Origin of the sequence: Actinomyces ruminicola, from assembly GCF_900103885.1 — a bacterium.
GTDB classification, from domain to species: domain Bacteria; phylum Actinomycetota; class Actinomycetes; order Actinomycetales; family Actinomycetaceae; genus Actinomyces; species Actinomyces ruminicola.
In genome coordinates this window covers 1-14,948 of sequence record NZ_FNIM01000012.1, presented here as the reverse complement: position 1 = coordinate 14,948, position 14,948 = coordinate 1, and the positions used below count along the sequence as shown (strand labels likewise).

At 68.8% G+C, this 14,948-nt stretch carries 14 protein-coding genes; all 14 read left to right on the top strand.

The window, feature by feature from the left end; all coding sequences use genetic code 11:
• Positions 1 to 49: 49 nt before the first annotated feature.
• The 14 genes from BLR49_RS09615 (at position 50) to BLR49_RS09550 (ending at position 14,860) form a co-directional block, all read left to right on the top strand.
• The gene (locus BLR49_RS09615) at positions 50 to 1,804 is read left to right on the top strand and encodes a CTP synthase (protein WP_092537015.1); all 1,755 of its coding nucleotides are present in this window, start codon (positions 50 to 52) and stop codon (positions 1,802 to 1,804) included.
• Between the two features lie 210 nt (positions 1,805 to 2,014).
• A complete protein-coding gene (locus BLR49_RS09610) occupies positions 2,015 to 3,016 on the top strand; it encodes a LacI family DNA-binding transcriptional regulator (RefSeq protein ID WP_092537013.1) in 1,002 nt (333 codons plus the stop codon).
• Positions 3,017 to 3,119: 103 nt separating this feature from the next.
• Positions 3,120 to 4,415: an extracellular solute-binding protein gene (locus tag BLR49_RS09605; RefSeq protein ID WP_092537010.1), complete on the top strand. Its 1,296-nt coding sequence runs from the start codon at positions 3,120 to 3,122 to the stop codon at positions 4,413 to 4,415.
• A 5-nt stretch (positions 4,416 to 4,420) separates the two neighbouring features.
• Positions 4,421 to 5,347: a carbohydrate ABC transporter permease gene (locus BLR49_RS09600; protein WP_092537008.1), complete on the top strand. Its 927-nt coding sequence runs from the start codon at positions 4,421 to 4,423 to the stop codon at positions 5,345 to 5,347.
• Between the two features lie 13 nt (positions 5,348 to 5,360).
• Positions 5,361 to 6,293 carry a carbohydrate ABC transporter permease gene (locus tag BLR49_RS09595; protein WP_245690588.1) on the top strand — a complete coding sequence of 311 codons (933 nt, stop codon included), beginning with the start codon at positions 5,361 to 5,363 and terminating at the stop codon, positions 6,291 to 6,293.
• Between the two features lie 3 nt (positions 6,294 to 6,296).
• On the top strand, positions 6,297 to 7,211 hold the full coding sequence (locus tag BLR49_RS09590) for a glycoside hydrolase family protein (protein ID WP_092537002.1): 915 nt from the start codon (positions 6,297 to 6,299) through the stop codon (positions 7,209 to 7,211).
• Positions 7,212 to 7,848: 637 nt separating this feature from the next.
• Positions 7,849 to 8,577 (top strand): helix-turn-helix transcriptional regulator, encoded by a 729-nt coding sequence (locus tag BLR49_RS09585; RefSeq protein ID WP_092536999.1) that lies wholly within the window; start codon positions 7,849 to 7,851, stop codon positions 8,575 to 8,577.
• Positions 8,577 to 10,016: a Fe-S cluster assembly protein SufB gene (gene sufB, locus BLR49_RS09580; RefSeq protein ID WP_092536996.1), complete on the top strand. Its 1,440-nt coding sequence runs from the start codon at positions 8,577 to 8,579 to the stop codon at positions 10,014 to 10,016. The genes BLR49_RS09585 and sufB overlap by 1 nt, the downstream gene beginning before the upstream one ends.
• A 90-nt stretch (positions 10,017 to 10,106) precedes the next feature.
• Complete coding sequence (gene sufD / locus BLR49_RS09575; protein ID WP_092536993.1) at positions 10,107 to 11,342, top strand: Fe-S cluster assembly protein SufD; 1,236 nt, start codon at positions 10,107 to 10,109, stop codon at positions 11,340 to 11,342.
• 57 nt (positions 11,343 to 11,399) lie between these two features.
• The gene (sufC, locus tag BLR49_RS09570; protein ID WP_092536990.1) at positions 11,400 to 12,149 is read left to right on the top strand and encodes a Fe-S cluster assembly ATPase SufC; all 750 of its coding nucleotides are present in this window, start codon (positions 11,400 to 11,402) and stop codon (positions 12,147 to 12,149) included.
• Positions 12,150 to 12,209: 60 nt separating this feature from the next.
• Entirely contained in the window at positions 12,210 to 13,559 is a 1,350-nt protein-coding gene (locus BLR49_RS09565; RefSeq protein WP_092536987.1) for an aminotransferase class V-fold PLP-dependent enzyme, read from the top strand.
• 2 nt (positions 13,560 to 13,561) lie between these two features.
• Entirely contained in the window at positions 13,562 to 14,029 is a 468-nt protein-coding gene (gene sufU, locus BLR49_RS09560) for a Fe-S cluster assembly sulfur transfer protein SufU (RefSeq protein WP_092536984.1), read from the top strand.
• A 68-nt stretch (positions 14,030 to 14,097) separates the two neighbouring features.
• The gene (locus BLR49_RS09555) at positions 14,098 to 14,469 is read left to right on the top strand and encodes a metal-sulfur cluster assembly factor (protein ID WP_092536981.1); all 372 of its coding nucleotides are present in this window, start codon (positions 14,098 to 14,100) and stop codon (positions 14,467 to 14,469) included.
• 181 nt (positions 14,470 to 14,650) lie between these two features.
• Positions 14,651 to 14,860, top strand: a complete 210-nt coding sequence (locus BLR49_RS09550; protein ID WP_092536978.1) for a hypothetical protein — start codon at positions 14,651 to 14,653, stop codon at positions 14,858 to 14,860.
• The last annotated feature ends 88 nt before the right edge of the window (positions 14,861 to 14,948 follow it).

The window sequence follows — 14,948 nt, the reverse complement described above, 5'->3', positions numbered from 1 at the left end:
CGGTGAATGCGACGGGTGCGTTTCGCGGCATCAGCTACGTTGAAGGTCCGTGAACAACGCACCTGCACGTCCGGGCGGAAAGAAGTCCGCCGTACCCCGCCATGTCTTCGTCACCGGTGGCGTCGTCTCCTCTCTCGGCAAGGGCCTTACCGCCTCGAGCCTGGGCCGCCTGCTGCGCTCCCGCGGCATCAGCGTGGCCATGCAGAAGCTGGACCCCTACATCAACGTCGACCCGGGCACCATGAACCCCTTCCAGCACGGGGAGGTGTTCGTCACCGAGGACGGCGCGGAGACTGACCTGGACATCGGTCACTACGAGCGCTTCCTCGATGTCAACCTGTCCGGCCGGGCCAACGCCACCACCGGCCAGATCTACTCCACGGTCATCGCCAAGGAGCGGCGCGGAGAGTACCTGGGGCACACCGTGCAGGTCATCCCCCACATCACCGACGAGATCAAGCGGGTCATGCGCGCCCAGGCCGAGCCGGACGCGGACGGGGCCGCCCCCGACGTGATCATCACCGAGATCGGTGGCACGGTGGGCGACATCGAGTCCCAGCCCTTCCTGGAGGCCGCCCGACAGGTCCGCGCCGACCTGGGCCGGGAGAACGTCGCCTTCGTCCACGTCTCCCTGATCCCCTTCCTGCCCGCCGCCGGCGAGTTGAAGACCAAGCCGACCCAGCACTCCGTGGCGGCACTGCGCAGCATCGGCATCCAGCCCGACGCCTTGGTGCTGCGCACCGACCGCCCCCTGTCCGAGGGAATCAGGGGCAAGGTCGCGCTGATGTGCGACGTCGAGCGCGACGCGGTGATCGAGTGCCGGGACGTGGCCAGCATCTACGAGGTGCCGCCCACCCTGCACCGGGAGGGCCTGGACGCCTATCTGGTCCAGCGCCTGGGACTGACCTTCCGGGACGTCGACTGGACCGAGTGGAACGCCCTGCTGGAACGGGTCCACACCCCGAAGCACCGGCTGGAAGTGGCCCTGGTCGGCAAGTACATCGACCTGCACGACGCCTACCTGTCCGTCACGGAGGCGATCCGCCACGGCGGCTTCGCCTGCGACGCCCGAGTGGACATTCGTTGGATCGCCTCAGACACCTGCGAGACCCCCGAGGGCGCGCAGCGGTCGCTGGCCGGGGCCGACGCCGTCGTGGTCCCGGGGGGCTTCGGGGTGCGCGGCATTGAGGGCAAGGTCGGCGCTCTGCGCTGGGCGCGTGAGCACCAGGTGCCCACGCTCGGACTGTGCCTGGGACTGCAGTGCATGGTCATTGAGGCGGCTCGCAACCTGCTGGGCCTGAGCGGCGCCTCCTCCACCGAGATGGAGCGCGACACGCCGGACCCGGTCGTCACCACCATGGACTCTCAGCGCCGCTTCGTGACGGGTGGGGGAGACCTGGGCGGCACCATGCGTCTGGGCGCATACCCGGCTGTGCTCACACCGGGCTCACTGGTTGCGGAGGCCTACGGTGCCACCGAGGTCTCCGAGCGACACCGTCACCGCTTCGAGGTCAACGGCGCCTACCGCGAGCGGCTGGAGGAGGCGGGCCTGCACATCTGCGGTACCTCTCCCGATGGGCACCTGGCCGAGTTCGTTGAACTCGACCGTGAACTGCATCCCTACTACGTGGCCACCCAGGCCCACCCCGAGTTCAAGTCGCGTCCCACCCGCGCACACCCCCTGTTCGCCGGACTTGTCCGGGCCGCCCTGGAGCGGCGGCGGGGTGTGTGCGCCTCCCATCGGGCGGCCGACGTCGTGCCGGCAGGCCGCCACGGCCGAGCCGGCGCCGGAGGCGGGCAGTAGCGCAGTGACGGGGCGGAGCCCCCGGAGTTAAGGGCACGATACAGGGACTGCGCCGACGGGTACCTTCTACGGCCGCACGCCCCGCCCCACACTCATAATGGGTATATATATCCGTGACGTTAATCGATTGACTTAACGTCGGCGGAGACCGCACACTCGTGTCAACGGGCGAATCAGCCCGGCTCACTGATGAGCTGACAGGAGGGGATGATGACGACTCTCGCCGATGTCGCGGACGCCGCGCACGTCTCCACCGCCGCCGCCTCCCTGGTGCTGTCCGGTAAGGCGAAGGGGCGGGTCTCCGAGGCGACTGCCGCGCGTGTGCGCGCGGCGGCCGAGGACCTCGGCTACGTGCGCGACGCGCTCGCCGGCGGCATGCGCAACCGCCGCACCCACACCGTCGGCGTGCTCGGCGAGAGCGTGCTGTCCACCCCCTACGCGGTCGCCATGATCGACGCCATCCTCACCGCGAGCCGGGAGCTCGGCTGGTCCGTGCTGCTCACCGACTCCGGGGGAGAGCCGGAGCAGACCCGCCGGGCCGTGCGCGAACTGCGCTCCCGGCGCGTCGACGTCATTGTCCACGCCGCCATGTACCACCAGCAGGTGCACATTCCCGCTGAGGCGGCCAACGTCGCCGTGCTGAACGGTTTTGCGGACCGGGACGGCGTAATCGGTGTCGTACCGGATGAGGAGACCGCTGCCCGAGACGCCGTCACTCACCTGCTGGACCTGGGGCACCGCCGGATCGGGCACATCACCCATGACGACACCACCATCGCCATCGGGCTGCGGCGCACCGCCTACGAGGACGCGCTGCGCGAGGCGGGGATTACCCCGGATCCCTCGCTGGTGGTCAGCGGCGGCAACGACCCCGCAGGGGCCGACGCCTCCGCCGGGCGTCTGCTCGAGCGGGCGGATCGCCCCACCGCCGTGTTCTGCTACAACGACGGCATGGCCGCGGGCGTGTATCGCGTGGCCGCCGCGCTGGGCATCTCCATACCGGGGGACCTGTCCGTGGTCGGCTTCGACGACCTGAGGCTGATCTCCACCAACCTGTCGCCGCAGCTGACCACCATGCGGCTGCCGCACTACCAAATGGCCGACTGGCTCGTGCGCCGCCTGATCACGGGCGACCTGCCCAGCCCCGCCACCACCCACCGCTTCCACTGCGACTTGATCGTCCGCGGTTCCACCGCGCCCGCATCCGCCTAAGTTTCGGGCGGGACCCACAAGCCCCGGGATCACCCCGATCCCGGTCAACCATCCCGGTCAACCATCCCGGTTAACCATCGCAATGACACACGAAGGAGTGTCCATGTCCACCTCCCGCCGCACCTTCCTCGGCCTCGGCGCCACCGCCGCCGTGGCCGCCACCCTTGCCGCCTGCTCCTCCCAGCAGGGCGGCTCCGGATCCGCCTCCTCCGGCACCATCAGCCTGTGGACCCACAACGGCGGCAACGAGGAGGAGCTCGCCGTCGTCAATAAGGCGGTCGCCGCCTTCAACGCGGCCAACCCCGACACCCCCGTTGAGGTGAAGCCCTTCCCGCAGGCCTCCTACAACGACGCCATCGCCGCCGCGGCCGTGGCCGGCGACCTGCCCGACATCCTCGACCTGGACGGCCCGATCATGCCCAACTGGGCCTGGGCGGGCTACCTGGCGCCGCTGCAGATCTCCTCCGAGCTGGAGGAGAGCATCATCGACTCCGCCAAGGGCTACTGGAACGACACCCTGTACTCGGTGGGCCCCTACGACACCTCCCTGTGCTTCCTGGGTCGCAAGTCCGCCTTCGAGGCCGCGGGCGTCCCGATCCCGACGATTGACAAGCCCTGGACCAAGGACGAGTTCGACGACGCCCTGGCCAAGCTCTCCGAGCTGCCCGACTACGAGTACGCCATCGACTTCTCGGTAGCGGACACCGCCGAGTGGTGGCCCTACGCCTACGCCCCCATGCTCCAGTCCTTCGGCGGCGACCTCATCGACCGGGAGACCTTCGAGACCGCCGAGGGCTTCCTCAACGGCGACGCCGCCGTGCAGTGGGGCGAGTGGTTCCGCTCCTGCTTCACCAAGGGCTATGCCTCCGAGACGCCCGCAACGGACGGGCAGGACTTCCTGCAGGGCAAGGTCCCGCTCTACTACGCCGGTGGCTGGAAGGTGCTCCAGTCGCAGGAGACCTTCGGCGAGGACGAGGTCCTCATCCTCCCGCCCGTCGACTTCGGCCAGGGCGCGCACGTCGGCGGCGGCTCCTGGCAGTGGGGCGTCTCCGCCACCAGCTCCAACCCGACGGCGGCCAACGCCTTCATCGAGTTCCTCATGCGGGACGAGTACCTGGTCGAGTACTCCAATGCGATCGGCAACTTCCCCTCCGTGCCCTCGGCTACGCCGGGCACCGACTACTACAAGGAGGGCGGCGCGCTCGAACCCGTCTACGAGATCGGCACCAAGTACGCGCTGCTGCGCCCCGCCACGCCCGGCTACAAGGTCATCTCCTCGATCTTCGACAAGGCCGCCCGCGACATCGTGTCCGGCGCCGACGTGAAGTCCACGCTCGACCAGGCGGTCAAGGACATCGACGCCGATATCAAGTCCAACAACGGCTACCAGCAGGGCTGACGCTCATGTCCAACGCATCCGCGAAACCTACGAAGACGCGCGGCAGTCGCTCCGCCGCGCTGCGCAAGGAGGCACGCACGGCCTGGCTGATGTCCTCGCCGGCCCTGCTGCTGCTCCTGCTGTTCCTGGGCATCCCCATCGTGCTGACATTCGTGCTGAGCTTCACCAACGCACGCCTGATCTCACCCAACCCGCCCGAGTTCATCGGACTGAACAACTTCATCCGCGCCTTCAGCGCGGACCCGACCTTCATCCGCTCACTGACCAACACGGCCTTCTTCGCGCTCATCGTGGTGCCGTGTCAGTCGGGGCTCGCCTTGGCACTGGCGATCCTGGTCAACCAGAAGGTCAAGGGGGTGACCGCCTTCCGCACCATGATCTTCATGCCGGTGGTCACCTCCATGGTGGTCGTCTCCATCCTGTGGAGCTTCTTCTACCAGGACAACGGCCTGTTCAACTCCGTGCTCAACACCCTCACCGGCGGCGGCTGGTCCGCCGTCGCCTGGCTGAACAACCCCGGCACGGCGATGCCCGCCATCATCGTGCTGTCCATCTGGCAGGCCGTCGGCCTGCACATGATCATCTGGCTGTCAGGGCTGCAGGGCATTGACCCGGCCCTGTACGAGGCCGCCGCGCTGGACGGCGTCAACGGCTGGCAGCGCTTCCGCTACGTGACCTGGCCCGGACTCCACTCCACCATGGTGTTCATCATCGTCACCATCACCATCGCCGCACTCGGGCTGTTCGTGCAGGTCGACGTGATGACCTCCGGCGGCCCGCAGGACGCCACCTCCACACTCGTCTACCACGCCGTGCGCAAGGGCTACCGCGAGCAGGACATGGGCTACGGCAGCGCGATCTCACTGATCTTCTTCATCGCCGTGCTCGTGATCAGCCTGATCCAGCGGCGCCTGACCCGGGGGGATGACTGACATGACCACGGCAGTGACCACAAGTAGCACCGCTCCCTCCGCGGGGCGTGCCCCGCGCCGGCGCGGCCGCCAGGCCACCAAGCGCCGCTCCAAGATCCTGACCTACATCGGGCTGACCGCGGCCGCCGTCGTCGCCGTCTTCCCCCTGCTGTTCATGATCTTCTCCTCCTTCAAGAGCGACAGCCAGATCTTCGCCGACCTCGGCTCGCTCAAGGCCTTCCTGCCCGTGGGCGACCTCAGCCTGGACAACTACGCGGGCGTATTCGAGCGCGTTCCCGCCGGGCGCTTCATCGCCAACTCGGTCATCGTCACGGTGGCGATCGTCGGCCTCGGGTTGATCGTCAACTCCATGATCGGCTTCGCCATCTCGCGCATGCGGTGGAAGGGCAAGAACATTGTGCTCTCCCTGGTGCTGGCAACGCTGATGGTCCCCTTCGAGACCATCGCCGTCCCGCTGGTGTTCTGGGTGGCGAAGCTGCCCTCCATCCAGTGGGCCGTCGACGGCTTCCTGCTCAAGCAGGGCATGCTCAACACCTACCAGGTGCAGATCCTGCCCTACATTGCCAACGCCCTGGCGATCTTCCTGTTCGCCCAGCACTTCGGCGACATCCCCAAGGAGATTGACGAGGCGGCGCGGGTGGACGGCGCGAGCTGGTGGACCATCTACCGCAAGATCATCGTGCCGCTGTCAGGCCCCACCTTCGCCACGGTAGCGATCATCACCATGCTGCCCGCCTGGAACTCCTACCTGTGGCCGCTGATGGTGGTGCAGCAGGAGTCCATGCGGCCGGTGAGCGTCGGCATGCAGTACTTCTTCCAGCTCAACCCCGTATGGGGGCAGATCATGGCCTACGGCACCCTGATCACCCTGCCGGTGCTGGTCATCTTCGTCATCTTCCAGCGGTCCTTCGTGCAGTCGCTGGCCGGCACCGCGGTCAAGGGGTGAGCTATGGCGCTGGCACTGGCAGACCACTGGCTCTGGGATCACTGGTTCGCCGACGACGGCGAGCACTACCACCTGTTCTTCCTGCGTGCCTCCCGGGCGCTGCATGACCCCAACCGGCGCCACTGGCGCGCCGCCCTGGGGCATGCCGTCTCCGACGATGCGCGTACCTGGCGGCTGCTTCCCGACGCCCTGGTGCACTCAGACGGCCCGGCCTTCGACGACCAGGCCATCTGGACCGGCTGCACCGTCATCAAGCCCGACGGCGGCATGCGCGTGTTCTACACGGGCATCTCGCGCGCGGAGGGCGGCATGGTGCAGCGGATCGGCTGGGCGGACTCCTCCGACGGCGTCACCTTCGAGCGCTGCTGCGTGCAGCCGCTCGAGGCGGATGGGCGCTGGTACGAGAAGTGGAATCCCGGCTACGCCTTCGACGAGCCGTGGCGGGACCCCTTCGTGTTCCGCCACGACGGGCGCTGGCACATGCTGATCACCGCCCGCGCCCGCGGCGTGGACCGCAAGCGTGCTGGGGTGATCGGCCACGCCGTCTCTGACGATCTCGATCATTGGGAGGTACTGCCCCCGCTGACCGAACCGAGCGCCTTCGGCCAGCTGGAGGTCAGCCAGTCCCGTTGTGTGAATGGCCGGCACCTGCTGGTGTTCTCCTGCGGGCAGGACATGCAGGCCGACCCGGGTCCCGGGTGCGTGTGGATCGCCGAGGGAGAGGGGCCGCTGGGCCCCTGGAACGTCGGCGCCGCGCGGTACGTGCGCCCCGAGCACCTGTACGCCGGCCAGCTGTTCCGGCTGCGTGACGGGCAGTGGATTCTCACGGGATTCAACGACGTCGTCGACGGCGCCTTCGTCGGCACCGCGCCCGATCCGATCTCATGGCAGGACATCGAGCTCACAGCACGCACGTAGCGCAACCGCGCTGCCGCGCACCCGCCGTGTGCTCGCCGCGACCCAGGATGAGGATTCCCGGCCCCGGACGATCCGGGGCCGGGAATCCTCGTCGCTACGGCGGGGCGACGGCGCACTCAGCCGACGAGCGCGTCCTGTTCGACCGGCTCGTAGATGCGCTCACGCTCGGGCCGAGGCGGAGCGGAGGCCAGGTCGTGGCGGTCATGAGCGGTCTGCGTGTGCGCACGGACCGGTATAGGAAGCCGGTTACGGGCACCATGATGGCGGCGGCGAGGTGCTGCTCGAGGGGCGCCCGCCTTCGGGCGGGCAGACCATCGCGCCCACCGAGCAGCACAACCACTTGGGGTGAAATGCCTAATGCCGGTGGGTCAGCGCCAGTGGACGCCGGCGCAGGAACCGGGCGGGGGTGCCGACGTCGAGGCTGCTGCCGGGCGGAAGGGCCGCTCCTCCCGGGCGCGTGAATCCGTTGAGAACTCGACAAAACCTGCAACGTGCTCCATCGCACGTCCCGCCGCGGCGCCAGGAACTTGCCATCACGGAATTTCGGAACAAAGATGTTCGTTAAAGTCTGGTGTGCGCAGACGGACCCGCCGACGGCCCGTCGCCCGCCCCAAGCAGCAGCGGAGAGGAGTAAACCATGAGCCCGGTCGACGACGACTCCACCCGCTCACGGGTGCTCGACCTCATCGCCGAGAAGGGGCCTGTATCCGCCGCACAACTGGCCAAGGTCCTTGACCTGACTCCCGCCGCCGTGCGCCGTCATCTGACCGCTTTGGAGCAGTCCGGCGAGATCGAGGTCCACAATCCGGCCGTGAGTGGCAAGCGTCGCCGGGGCCGCCCCGCGCGCTTCTACGTCGCCACCGCGCAGGCGCACACCAGCTTCGGCGAGGGCTACTCCGAACTGGCCAACCGCGCCCTGTCCTACCTGTCGCAGGTCGGCGGAGACAAGGCCATCGACTCCTTCGCCGCCTCCCGCGGTCGCGACCTGGAGCGCCGCTACATGCCGGTCGTGGAGGCCGCCGGCAAGAACCCCGCCGACCGGGCGCGCGCACTGGCGGACGCCCTGACCCTGGACGGTTACGCCGCCACCGTCCGTGCTGTCGGTGACGGCACCTACGCCGTTCAGCTGTGCCAGGGCCACTGCCCGGTGCGCGATGTCGCCGGGCACTTCAGTGCGCTTTGCGACGCCGAGACCCGCACCTTCGCGCGCCTGCTCGGCGTCCCCGTGCAGCGCCTGGCCACCCTCGCCGGCGGCGAGCACGTGTGCACCACCCATGTGCCGATCGCCATGCCCACGCTGCGCAAACGCGCGGTGCGGGCGGCGGATCAGCGCAGCCGCAAGCCCCAGAGAATGGAAGGAAACTGATGACAGCGCCCGTGACCGAGACTGTGCGCAGCAGCGACGACGAGATCATCGAGTCGATTTCGGAGACGTACGAGTACGGCTGGCGTGACTCCGACGCCGCCGGCCTGTCTGCCAGGCGTGGTCTGGACGAGCAAGTTGTCCGCGAGATCTCCGCACTCAAGGGTGAGCCCGAGTGGATGCTGCAGAAGCGTTTGAAGGCCTACGAGATCTTCCAGCGCAAGCCCATGCCCACCTGGGGTGTGGACCTGTCCGACCTGGACATGGACCAGGTCAAGTACTTCGTGCGCTCCACGGACAAGCCCGCCAACTCCTGGGAGGACCTGCCCGAGGACATCCGCAACACCTACGACCGGCTCGGCATCCCCCAGGCGGAGCGCGACCGCCTCGTCGCCGGCGTCGCCGCGCAGTACGAGTCCGAGGTCGTCTACGAGCAGATCCGTGAGGACCTTAAGGAGCAGGGCGTCATCTTCCTGGACACCGACTCCGCCCTGAAGCAGCACCCCGAGCTGGTCAAGGAGTACTTCGGCACCGTGGTCCCCGCGGGCGACAACAAGTTCGCCGCCCTGAACACGGCCGTCTGGTCGGGCGGATCCTTCATCTACGTGCCGCCGGGCGTGCAGGTGGAGATCCCGCTGCAGGCCTACTTCCGCATCAACACCGAGAACATGGGCCAGTTCGAGCGCACCCTGATCATCGCCGACGAGGGCTCCTACGTGCACTACGTGGAGGGCTGCACCGCCCCCATCTACTCCACCGACTCACTGCACTCGGCCATCGTGGAGATCATCGTCAAGAAGAACGCGCGCGTGCGCTACACGACGATCCAGAACTGGTCCAACAACGTCTACAACCTGGTCACCCAGCGCGCCACCTGCGCCGAGGGCGCCACCATGGAATGGGTGGACGGAAACATCGGCTCCAAGCGGAACATGAAGTATCCGGCCGTCTTCCTCATGGGCCCCCACGCCCGCGGCGAGGCCCTGTCCATCGCCTTCGCCGGCGCCGGGCAGCACCAGGACACCGGCGCCAAGATGGTCCACATGGCTCCCCACACCTCCAGCCACATCGTCTCCAAGTCGATCTCCCGCGGCGGCGGCCGCTCCGGCTACCGCGGCCTGGTGCAGGTGCAGAAGAACGCCCGGCACTCCAAGTCCAACGTGCTGTGCGACGCCCTGCTGGTCGATGAGATCTCCCGCTCGGACACCTACCCGTACGTGGATGTGCGGACCGACGACGTCGAAATGGGGCACGAGGCCACCGTCTCCAAGGTGAGCGCAGACCAGCTGTTCTACCTCATGCAGCGCGGACTGACCGAGACCGAGGCCATGGCCACCATCGTGCGCGGCTTCGTCGAGCCGATCGCCCGCGAGCTGCCCATGGAGTACGCCCTGGAGCTCAACCGGCTCATCGAGCTGCAGATGGAGAACTCCGTCGGCTGACCTCGCGGCCGGCTCAATGGCCGACGCCGCCGCCCGCCCGCATTCCTTCCCGACCACGAGCCGCCGGAGCAGATCCGGCAAGGAGCACCAATGCACGAACTGAAAACCGACCACTCGCGAGCGTCGCTGGAGGGCGCCCACGCACACGGTGCGCGCCGCTATGTCTCCTCGCGCGCCGAGAGGCCCACCTCCTTCGACCCGGCCGACATCCCCGTCCCCCGCGGCCGTGAGGAGGAGTGGCGGTTCACCCCGATCAGGCGCTTCGCCCCCCTGTTCGACCTCGACGCCGTCGCCGTCGGCACCGCCTCAGGCGCGCTCACCGTCGACGTCGACGCCCCCGCGGGAGCCGACGTCGAGACCGTCAGCCGTGAAGACCCGCGCCTGGGCGTAGTCGGCGCCCCCGCGGACCGCACCGGCGTGGTCGCCTGGGCCGCCTTCCGGTCCGCAACCGTGCTGACCCTGCGGCCCGGCGCGGTCCTGGAGCGGGCCGCGCGCGTGACCACCACCGGAGGCGACCCGGACCTGGCCCACCCCGCCGCCCAGCACATTCTCGTGGAGGCGCAGCGGGACGCCGTCGGCACCGTCGTACTCGACCACCGCGGCACCGCCGCACTCACCCAGACGGTTGAGGTGACCGTGGCCGCCGGGGCCGAGCTGACCCTGGTGACCATCCAGGGATGGGAGGACGCCGCCGTCCACGCCTCCAGTCACCGCGTGCGCGTGGAGGGCCGCGGCATCCTCAAGCACGTCGTCGTCTCCCTGGGCGGGGATGTGCGCATCAGCTCCGACCTCGGCTTCAAGGGTGAGGGCGGACACATCGACGCCTACGGCGTGTACTTCACCGATGCCGGCCAGCACCAGGAGCACCGCCCCTATGTGGCCCACACCGAGCCCCACTGCTACTCCCGGGTCGCCTACAAGGGCGCCCTGCAGGGGGAGGGGGCCCACTCCGTGTGGGTGGGGGACTGCTTCATCGGGGCCGGCGCCCGCGGCACCGACACCTATGAGCTCAACCGCAACCTGGTGCTCACCGAGGGCGCCAAGGCGGACTCCATCCCCAACCTGGAGATCGAGAACGGCAACATCGAGGGCGCCGGCCACGCCTCCGCCACCGGTCGCTTCGACGACGAGCAGCTGTTCTACCTGCGCGCCCGGGGCATCCCGGAGAAGGAGGCCCGCCGCCTGGTGGTGCTGGGCTTCTTCAACGAGATCGTCGCCGAGATCCGCGTGCCCGAGGTGGAGGAGCGGCTCATGGCCGCCATTGAGAAGGAGCTCGAGCTGACCGGACTCGTCTCCGCCCGTGAGCAGACCGCGCAGGCTCTCTGAGCCGTACCCCGACCAGTTTCCCCGAAGACCTCAACCCAAAGAAGAAGACAAACACCAATGAGCACCCTCGAGATCAAGAACCTTCACGTCCAGGTAGACACCAACGACGGCCCCAAGCCCATTCTCAAGGGCGTCGACCTGACAGTCGCCTCCGGCGAGGTGCACGCCATCATGGGGCCCAACGGCTCGGGCAAGTCCACCCTGGCCTATTCCATCGCCGGTCATCCCGACTATGAGGTCACCGAGGGGGAGGTGCTGCTCGACGGCGTGAACATCCTGGACATGAGCGTTGACGAGCGCGCCCGCGCCGGCCTGTTCCTGGCCATGCAGTACCCCGTCGAGGTCCCCGGCGTGACGGTGGCCAACTTCCTGCGCACCGCCAAGACCGCCATCGACGGCGAGGCCCCGAAGGTGCGCCAGTGGATCGGCCAGGTCAACCAGGCCATGGAGAACCTGCGCATGGATCCCGCCTTCTCCCAGCGCGATGTCAACGCCGGCTTCTCCGGCGGTGAGAAGAAGCGCTTCGAGATTCTGCAGATGGAGCTGCTGCGCCCCCGTTTCGCCATCCTGGATGAGACCGACTCCGGCCTGGACATCGACGCCCTGCGCATCGTCTCCGAGGGCGTGAACCGGCTCCACGACGCCTCGGACGCGGGTTTCCTCCTGATCACCCACTACACGCGCATCCTGCGCTACATCAAGCCCAGCCACATCCACGTGTTCGTTGACGGCCGGGTCGCCGAGGAGGGCGGCCCCGACCTGGCCGACCGCCTGGAGGAGGAGGGCTACGACCGCTTCCTCGCCTGAGGCGCCATGCCGACGCCCCGCCGCAAACCAGCACCATTATCCTCAGGGGGCACCAAACACATGACTGAACCGACCCGGTCCCAGCCGCGGGCGGCGGCCTTGCCGCTGACCGCCGGGGAGATCGCCGCCGTGCGCGCCGACTTCCCCTATCTGGAACGGCCGGCCCGCAACGGGCAGACACTGGCCTACCTGGACTGGGCGGCCACCAGCCAGAAGCCGGCCGGAGTCATCGCGGCGGAGGCGGACTTCTACCGCCGCTCCAACGGCGCCGCCGGACGCTCGACTTATCAGCTGGCCGATGAGGCCACGGCCGTGTGGGAGGACGCCCGGAAGGCCGTAGCCGGCTTCGTCGGCGCCCGGAGCGGCCAGCTGGTGTTCACCAAGAACGCCACCGAGGCGGTCAACCTGGTGGCGCTGGCCATCGGGCACGCCAGCCTGGGGCGACCCGCAGGGCGCGGGGGCGGTGCCGCGGCCGCCACGGATGCCAGCGCCCGCCTGCGCCTGGGGGCTGGCGACGAGATCGTGGTGACCGTGGCCGAGCACCACGCCAACCTGGTGCCCTGGCAGGAGCTGGCCGCCCGCACCGGCGCAACCCTGCGCTGGCTCGGCCTGACCGAGGACGGCCGCATCGATCCGCAGACCGCAGGTGTGATCAACGATCGCACCCGGGTGCTCGCGCTCACCCACGCCTCCAACGTGACCGGGGCAATCACGCCCCTGGAGCGGATCCTGCCCGCGGCCCGCAGTGCCGGCTCCCTGGTGGTGCTGGACACCTGCCAGTCCTCCCCGCACCTGCCCCTGGACTTCGCGGCACTTACCGCCGCCGGGGTGGACGCCATGGTGCTGTCCAGCCACAAGATGCTGGGGCCCACCGGCGTCGGCGCCCTGGTGGCCACCGAGGAGCTGCTGGACGCCATGCCGCCGGTGCTCACCGGCGGCTCCATGATCGAGACGGTCACCATGACCTCGTCCACCTATATGCCCGGCCCCGCCCGCTTCGAGGCCGGCAGCCAGCCGCTGGCCCAGGCCGCAGGCTGGCACGCCGCCGTGGACTACCTGGCTGCGGTGGGTCTCGACCGGCTCCACGCCGGGGAGCAGGTCCTGCTCGACCGCGCTCTGCGGGGCACGCGCGAGATTACCGGCCTGCGCATCCTCGGGCCGACCACCGCACGGGACCGCCTCGGCGTCATCGCCTTCACCCTTGAAGGGGTGCACCCGCACGACGTCGGCCAGGTGCTGGACGCCGCGGGCGTGGCGGTACGCACCGGCCACCACTGCGCCCAGCCGATCCACGCCCATTTCGGGGTGCCCTCCTCCTCACGCATATCCTTCGGTCCGGTGACCACGCCCGAGGAGATCGACCGCTTCCTCGACGCCGTCGCCTCAGTCCGCGGCTACTTCCAGAGGTGAACATGAACGACCTCGACCAGCTCTACCAGCAGGTCATCCTCGACCACTCGCGCGAGCGCCACGGCTTCGGCGCCCTGGAGGCGCCCGACGCCACCTCCCACCAGGTCAACCCGACCTGCGGTGACGACGTCACCGTGGGCGTGCGGCTCGACGACGGGCGCATTGCAGCCGTCGGCTGGGAGGGCGACGGCTGCTCGATCTCCCAGGCGTCCATCTCGGTTATGCACGACCTCGTCGACGGGGCGGACCTGGCCACCGTGGCCCGGCTCGAGGCGGACTTCGATGCGCTCATGCACTCGCGCGGACGCGGCGTGGACGCCGCCGTCCTGGATGACTTGGAGGATGCCGCCGCCTTCGAGGGCGTGTCCAAGTACCCCAACCGGGTCAAATGCGCCCTGCTGGGATGGATCGCGCTCAAGGACGCGTTGCTCAAGGCGGGCGTCCCACTGGACGCCACCCAGGCCGGCTGACCGCCGCGGCCCCACGAACAACCCGGCCCACCAGCCACCCACCCTGCCAGACCCCAACAGGAGGAGACATGAGCGAGTCATCCGCGCAGACCAATCCGATGGCTGCGCAGCAAGCGCCCACAACCGTCGCCGACGTCGATGTTGCCGCCATCGAGGAGGCGCTGCGCGACGTGATCGACCCTGAGCTGGGCATCAACGTGGTGGACCTCGGCCTGCTGTACGGCATCTCGATCGAGCCGGACGGCACCATCGTGCTCGACATGACCCTGACCACCGCCGCCTGCCCGCTCACCGACGTCATCGAGGAGCAGGCGCAGCAGGCCCTCGGACTGATCGCGGACAAGGTGCGCGTGCAGTGGGTGTGGCTGCCGCCGTGGGGCCCGGACAAGATCACCCCCGAGGGCCGCGAGCAGCTGCGCGCCCTCGGCTTCAACGTCTGAGCCGCGGGCTCTTCGCGTCGAGGAGCGGTGGATTCGCTCCTGCCGAGCCTAGATGGTGTCCATCTGTCGCCACTTTCACGGTCATGGCGCACGGCGACTTGCCCGCAGAATCGCATTTGCCCAGGTCAGCGCCGGTTTCTGTCGGATACCTGACCCGTGCCCGTGTTGAAAGTGGTCACGGATGGACACTTTTGGCGCCGGGACCGCCGCCCGTTCCCGGGTGCAGATCGCGGTGGTGCGCCGCCACCGCGCCCAGCACGACCCCGGCCGCGCCGATCAGCAGCAGCCAGGTAGACGCGGCCTTGCCCGCCTGCGCGAACAGCCCGGCATCGACGACCCGCTGCGGCAGGTCCAGACTGGGACCGAGCTGGGCGATTCCCAGGCCGACTAGGGCGTGTTATGTAAGTCGTTTGAGCCAGTGGTCGATGCTGGCGATGTGGGTGGTGGCTTGGTAGCGGACGGCGAGTTTGTCGTATCTG

Bases quoted from the DNA above. Each gene is read 5' to 3' on its own strand.
- BLR49_RS09610 (WP_092537013.1), top strand. From the start codon at position 2,015: ATGACGACTCTCGCCGATGTCGCGGACGCCGCGCACGTCTCCACCGCC.
- sufC (WP_092536990.1), top strand. From the start codon at position 11,400: ATGAGCACCCTCGAGATCAAGAACCTTCACGTCCAGGTAGACACCAAC.
- BLR49_RS09585 (WP_092536999.1), top strand. From the start codon at position 7,849: ATGAGCCCGGTCGACGACGACTCCACCCGCTCACGGGTGCTCGACCTC.
- sufB (WP_092536996.1), top strand. From the start codon at position 8,577: ATGACAGCGCCCGTGACCGAGACTGTGCGCAGCAGCGACGACGAGATC.
- BLR49_RS09550 (WP_092536978.1), top strand. From the start codon at position 14,651: ATGGACACTTTTGGCGCCGGGACCGCCGCCCGTTCCCGGGTGCAGATC.
- BLR49_RS09605 (WP_092537010.1), top strand. From the start codon at position 3,120: ATGTCCACCTCCCGCCGCACCTTCCTCGGCCTCGGCGCCACCGCCGCC.
- BLR49_RS09565 (WP_092536987.1), top strand. From the start codon at position 12,210: ATGACTGAACCGACCCGGTCCCAGCCGCGGGCGGCGGCCTTGCCGCTG.
- BLR49_RS09555 (WP_092536981.1), top strand. From the start codon at position 14,098: ATGAGCGAGTCATCCGCGCAGACCAATCCGATGGCTGCGCAGCAAGCG.
- BLR49_RS09590 (WP_092537002.1), top strand. From the start codon at position 6,297: ATGGCGCTGGCACTGGCAGACCACTGGCTCTGGGATCACTGGTTCGCC.
- sufD (WP_092536993.1), top strand. From the start codon at position 10,107: ATGCACGAACTGAAAACCGACCACTCGCGAGCGTCGCTGGAGGGCGCC.
- BLR49_RS09600 (WP_092537008.1), top strand. From the start codon at position 4,421: ATGTCCAACGCATCCGCGAAACCTACGAAGACGCGCGGCAGTCGCTCC.
- sufU (WP_092536984.1), top strand. From the start codon at position 13,562: ATGAACGACCTCGACCAGCTCTACCAGCAGGTCATCCTCGACCACTCG.